The organism is Flavobacteriales bacterium, assembly GCA_013001705.1.
In the GTDB taxonomy this organism is placed as follows: domain Bacteria; phylum Bacteroidota; class Bacteroidia; order Flavobacteriales_D; family JABDKJ01; genus JABDLZ01.
On record JABDLZ010000238.1, the window covers coordinates 1 to 3,844 of the forward strand.

The window sequence follows — 3,844 nt, forward strand, 5'->3', positions numbered from 1 at the left end:
GTAGAGCAAGGATGACATCCCATCAAAACCGATGGTTCCGAATAGTTGCTCGTAGTAGAAGGCGCCCTCTGGGCTCTTGAATATCGTATGTCTTTTCGGGGGAATCTTCCCCATTTTGTGATAGAACGGCATGGCCGTGAAGGTACGTGTAAGCGCATGAATTTTCAAGCATCTGATCATTCTCTGAGTGCTAAGCGAAATGGACCACAGCTCTCTTGTATGACATCCATCAGAAGGATACCTTTGCCACCTTCAAACTCAAAAAGGCGTATAGCATGCAACTGTACAACAAGATGAGTGCGGAAGAACGTAGGATCCTTATCAAAGAAGCAGGCGAGAAACGCCTCACACTCTCGTTCTATCAGTACCATCACATCCAGAACCCTAAGTTCTTCAGGGACAAGCTCTTCCTCGATTGGAATGCACTCGGTGTGCTCGGTCGCACCTACGTGGCCTCAGAAGGGATCAATGCACAGATATCGGTACCGGCTCAGCGATTCGAGGAATTCAGAAAGAATCTCAATGAGATCACCTTCCTTAAGGATATCCGTCTCAATGTGGCCATCGAGCAGGATGACCTTTCTTTTCTAAAGCTGACCATCAAGATCAGGCCCAAGATCGTGGCCGATGGTTTGGATGACAGCAGCTTCGATGTGACCGACTGTGGAGTGCATGTGGATGCAAAGACCTTCAACGAGCTTTCCGAGGATCCCGATACCATCATCCTCGATATGCGCAATCACTATGAGAGCGAGGTGGGGCATTTTGAAGGAGCCGTCACACCGGATGTCGATACCTTCAGGGAATCGCTTCCTATCATCGAAGAAGAATTGGCCGATTGTAAAGAGGAGAAGAAGCTGTTGATGTATTGCACCGGAGGGATACGCTGTGAGAAGGCGAGCGCATATTTCAAGCACAAGGGGTTCAAACAGGTATATCAGTTGGAAGGAGGTATCATAGAGTACACCCGCAAGGCTCAGGAACTCGGTCTGGACAATCGTTTCAAAGGGAAGAACTTCGTCTTCGATGAGAGAAAGGCCGAGCGGATATCCGATGATGTCATCGCGGTCTGTCATCAATGCGGTACGGCATGCGATGAGCATATTAATTGTGCCAATGCAGCCTGTCATCTTCTATTCATTCAGTGCCCGGATTGTGCCAAGAAATTCCATCAGACCTGTTCAGAGGAGTGTGCACACATCGTTCAACTTCCTGAGGAGGAACAAGCGGAATTGAGGAAAGGCAAGTCTGCAGGGAAAGCACAGTTCAACAAAGGGCGCTCGGATGCGCTTCGCTACAAGAAACCCAAGGATGCATCAATTAGAGCCTCATTATAACTGGAGGAATTTCTATATCTCCGAAGAAGACCCGGGCTCTCCGTTCTTCGAGCAGGTCTACAACGAATTCGAATACACGACCCAGATCTACGGGTATTACATCCATCCCCAATGGGATAGTATCGGATCGAGCACCTTGTTCCTCAAGGTGATCTTCTGCGACTATGACAGGGGCTCGGCCATCATCGAACTCATAGGAGAGTGGAACGATGTCCTGTATAACGATGTCATGTATCTCAAGCGAGAACTCATCGATGTGATGATCGGTCAAGGAGTCAGCAAGTTCCTGCTCATCGGGGAGAATGTCATGAATTTCCACCACTCAGAGGAGGATTACTACGAGGAGTGGTTCGAGGAGGTGGCCGATCAGGATGGCTATATCGCCTTGCTCAATTTCCGTCCGCATGTATTGACCGAGATGGAGCAAGGTAATATCGATTCCTATTTCCTAGTGGGAGGTAAGTTGAATGATCTGGCTTGGCGCCATCAAGATCCCGATAAGCTCCTCGATCGGGTCGACTCCCTGGTCATGAAGCGGCTAGGCACCTCTATCTGAAAGCCACGAGCATCTCCCGTTTACCTGGAGGTCCAGGCACTTTCTCCACTTCGAACCCTACAGATTGCATCGCCCTGCGTACATCTCCTTTGCTGCTGTAGGTGCTCAGTACAGCTCCTTTTTCCATAACTCCATACAACCGCTCGAACATCTCCTCATTCCACAACTCAGGCTGGGTCCCGGGTCCAAAGGCATCGAAATAGACCCCGTGCACGCCTTCTGGGAAATCAGCTTGAAGGAAATCTTCCTGATGTTTCACCAAGGTGAGATGATCTCCGATGGTCAAGGGTGCATCCCACGATGAAGCATGCATCTGTATGAACGAGCTTTTGAGATCCTCACAATCCAACAATCGGCAATAGTCCAATTGCGAGTAGATCGCTTCCGGCAAGGGAAAGGCTTCATAGGTATGGTAGGTAGTGTGAATGCCATTGTCCATGGCAAAGATCAGGCTCAATAGGGCATTGAGTCCGGTTCCAAAACCGATCTCTATCAATGTTATTTCTCTGTGACCGATGCGCTGTAGACAGTGCTCGATGAATACGTGTTCGGATTCTTGGATAGCTCCATGGATGCTATGGAAATGGGACTTGAAGTGATGGCTGTACAAGGTCGGGGAACCATCTGCAGAGGGTTCTATTCGCCATTCTTGATCAGCAACCTTTTTCATGGATTCCTATTAGCATAGAGCTATGGACAAGAATAAGCCATTTGAAGATTTATTGACTTACGAGAAGCCTTTTCAGGCCCTAAATTTGTCTTTCCAAAAAATCACTGGATGTTGCAACGTACCTTATCGATTCTCGCCCTGACCTTACCCACCTTGTTACTGGCCCAGCACTGGGCTGATATCATGGATGATAAATCCATGAATTTCTATGAGAAACAGGCCGCATTCGAAGAATATTGGGATGGAAAGGAATATGAGAAAGGGAAAGGCTATAAGCAATTCAAACGCTGGGAATGGTTCTGGGAACCTCGTGTAGATGCCCAGGGGCAGTTCCCCGATCCACAGCATACATGGAAGGAGTGGGAGCGATTTCAGAAAGAGAATAAGAGCAGAAGCATCGGAAAGAGCAACGCGGATTGGAATCCTATCGGACCCAGTGAGCTTAGTTTTGTGAGTTCCAGTCCCGGTATCGGGCGTACCTCTGAAGTAGCCGAGGATCCCAACAATCCGAATATCATTTACGTAGGCACCCCGGCCGGTGGACTCTGGAAAACCACCGATGGAGGCAATTCCTGGATGCCCATGACCGATCATCTGCCTTCTCTCGGAGTGTCAGGCATCGTGGTCGATCCGGTCGATACCGATATCGTCTATATAGCTACAGGTGATGGAGATGCAAACGACACCTATTCCATTGGAGTTCTCAAATCCTATGATGGAGGATTCACCTGGGAGCAGACCAGTCTCTCATGGTCGGTGCCCTCTCAACGGGTGTCCCATAAGCTTATCATGGACCCAAGTGATAATAATGTCTTGCTCGTGGCCACCGATGAAGGGATCTGGAAGACCATCAATGCGGGTGAGACCTGGTATCAGGTACAGACCGGGGAGATCGAGGATATGGAATATCACCCGACCGACCCCACTATCATCTACGCCAATGGCCATACCTTCTATCGAAGTATCGATGGAGGAGAGAATTTCGAAGCCAGTAACGAAGGTCTACCAAGCAGCTCGGATGTCAGCCGTTACAGCACCGCGGTGAGTCCCGATGAGCCTGATTGGGTCTATCTATTGGCTGGTGATGCCGATACACAAGGATTCTTAGGTATCTATCGCTCGACCGACCAAGGGCAGACCTGGACTCTGCGAGCCGATTCTCCCAACCTGATGGGTTGGAGTGGCGAAGGCACAGATACAGGCGGTCAGGCTTGGTACGACATCGCTGTTGAAGTCGACCCCGATAATGCGGATAGGGTATTCGTAGGTGGAGTCAACCTC

At 49.5% G+C, this 3,844-nt stretch carries 5 protein-coding genes; 3 read left to right on the plus strand and 2 right to left on the minus strand.

What is annotated here, in order from left to right:
• A partial coding sequence (locus HKN79_09625; protein NNC83827.1) for a homogentisate 1,2-dioxygenase occupies nt 1-132 on the minus strand: 132 nt, incomplete at its 3' end.
• 143 nt (nt 133-275) lie between these two features.
• On the opposite strand from HKN79_09625, the gene HKN79_09630 reads away from it, so the two are divergent.
• A complete protein-coding gene (locus HKN79_09630; protein NNC83828.1) occupies nt 276-1,337 on the plus strand; it encodes a rhodanese-related sulfurtransferase in 1,062 nt (353 codons plus the stop codon).
• Nucleotides 1,312-1,893, plus strand: coding sequence for a hypothetical protein (locus HKN79_09635; protein NNC83829.1), 582 nt, complete (start codon nt 1,312-1,314; stop codon nt 1,891-1,893). Before HKN79_09630 ends, HKN79_09635 begins: the two co-directional genes overlap by 26 nt.
• Here the strand turns inward: HKN79_09635 and mnmD are convergent.
• Complete coding sequence (mnmD, locus tag HKN79_09640) at nt 1,886-2,563, minus strand: tRNA (5-methylaminomethyl-2-thiouridine)(34)-methyltransferase MnmD (GenBank protein ID NNC83830.1); 678 nt, start codon at nt 2,561-2,563, stop codon at nt 1,886-1,888. The genes HKN79_09635 and mnmD overlap by 8 nt on opposite strands.
• A gap of 108 nt (nt 2,564-2,671) precedes the next feature.
• On the opposite strand from mnmD, the gene HKN79_09645 reads away from it, so the two are divergent.
• A partial coding sequence (locus HKN79_09645) for a glycosyl hydrolase (protein NNC83831.1) occupies nt 2,672-3,844 on the plus strand: 1,173 nt, incomplete at its 3' end.